Annotated in this window: 1 protein-coding gene and 1 pseudogene; both read left to right on the top strand. The window is 75.5% G+C overall.

Annotated elements, in window-relative coordinates:
* Window positions 1-1,514 (top strand): M1 family metallopeptidase (locus AB0J52_RS37945; protein ID WP_500187826.1); only part of this gene is annotated, 1,514 nt, incomplete at its 5' end.
* A 160-nt stretch (window positions 1,515-1,674) separates the two neighbouring features.
* A pseudogene (locus AB0J52_RS37940) lies at window positions 1,675-2,022 on the top strand (hypothetical protein); the annotation flags it as partial.

Here is a 2,022-nt window from a genome sequence, read left to right as displayed (position 1 = left end):
GTGAGGACCCCGGGCCGGCCGGGCCCGAGCCGTCCGGCCTCGGCCGGGACGCCACGGCGGGCGACCCCTACACGCCCGGCGACGGCAACGCCGGGTACGACGTCCAGCACTACGGGCTGAAGCTGACGATCGTCCCGGAGGACGAGGCCAAGCAGCTGGACGGCACGGCGGAGATCACCGCCGTCGCGACGCAGCCGCTGGAGTCGTTCGACCTCGACCTCACCGGCCTGACGGTCGCGGAGGTCAAGGTGGACGGACGGCCCGCCGGCTACCAGCGGGCCGGGTCCGAGCTGGTCGTCCGGCCGGGGAAGGCGGTGCGGAAGGGCGCGCGGTTCGTCACGACCGTCCGGTACTCGGGGACGCCGCAGCCCGTCCGCGACAAGGTGCTGGGCAAGTACGGCTGGATCCGCACCCGGGACGGGGTGTTCGTGGCGTGCCAGCCGAGCGGCGCGCACACCTGGTTCCCGAGCAACGACCACCCGAGCGACAAGGCCACCTTCGACATCCAGGTCACCGTCCCGGAGGGGCTGACCGCGATCTCCAACGGCGAGCCGGCGTCCGGCACGGCGCCGGGCGGCGGCGGCTCCGACGGCGGGGACCCGGGCGGGCAGGACGCGCCGACCGTCCCGAACAGCCCGCCCCCCGGCGGCGGTCCCGGCGGCGGCGGGCCCGGCGAGGAGCCCGGCCCGAACCAGCCGCCCGGCGTCTCGCCCGAGCCGACCGTCACGACGATCGCCTACCGGCGGCGGGCGATGACCACGACGACCTGGCACGTGGCGCAGCCGATGGCGACCTACCTCGCCACCGTGGACGTCGGCCGCTTCGACGTCCGGCGCGGGCGGACGCCCGGCGGCATCCCGTACCTCACGGCCGTCGACCCGACCGTCCCCGGGCCGGGCGTGGACGCCGTCGCCGCCAAGACCGCCGAGATCACCGACGCGTGGGCGAAGCTGTTCGGGCCCTACCCGTTCTCGTCCACCGGCTCGGTCATCGACGACGCGGACGTGGACTTCGCGCTGGAGACCCAGACCCGGCCGGTGTATGGCTCGTTCGGCCCGGACGAGACGATCATGGCGCACGAGCTGGCGCACCAGTGGTTCGGCGACAGTGTCAGCGTCGCCCGCTGGAAGGACATCTGGCTCAACGAGGGCTTCGCGACGTACGCCGAGTGGATGTGGGGCCAGCGCCAGGGCGGTCCGACCGTCCAGCAGCGGTTCGACCGGCTGTACCGGCAGGACGGGGCCGAGCTGTGGGGCGTCCGCATCGGCGACCCCGGCCGCACCGACCTGTTCGGGCGCGCCGTCTACGACCGCGGCGGGATGACGCTGCACGCGCTGCGCACCAAGCTCGGCGACGCGGCGTTCTTCAAGGTCCTGCGCGCCTGGACGGCCGCCAAGCGCGGCTCGAACGGCACGACCCCGGAGTTCGTCGCGACGGCCGAGCGGGCGTCGGGCCAGAAGCTCGGCCCGTTCTTCGACGCCTGGCTGTACCAGCCCCGCCGCCCGTCCCTCTGAAGGTCCCGCTGAGCGCCGCTAACTCCGTCTGACGGGACCGGCGGCGCGCCGTCCGCGTGGCGGACCGAGCGTCCGGCGAGGGTGAACGGGCGGCAAGGGGAGGTCAAAGACCCGGCCCAGCGACGGGACCGGGTTGCCCGCGCCGTCCAGGCTTGGCCGGGTGAACGGTCAACGAGCACGCACGACCCGGTGGCGGGCGACCACTGCGGTCGCGGCGGCGGCCACCGTGGCGACCGCCGCCGCGGCCTTGCCGGCGCACCACCCCGGACACGCCGGACCGGTCGGCGGCGCGATCGGCGAGGTGACGGGCCAGGTCGCGGGCGGGGCGCCCGGATCGTCCGGGCTCGGGGACGCCTATTTCCCGGCGGCCGGAAACGGCGGCTACGACGTCGAGCACTACGACGTGCGGCTGGCGTACGCGGGCCGCCCGTCCGGCGACGCGACCGCCTCGGGGGCCGCGACGACGACGGGCAACGCGACCACGCCCGGTAACGCGGCCCCGACCGGC

It is taken from the genome of Spirillospora sp. NPDC049652 (genome assembly GCF_040675125.1).
Lineage (GTDB): Bacteria > Actinomycetota > Actinomycetes > Streptosporangiales > Streptosporangiaceae > Spirillospora.
This window is presented reverse-complemented; position numbering and strand designations above follow the sequence as displayed.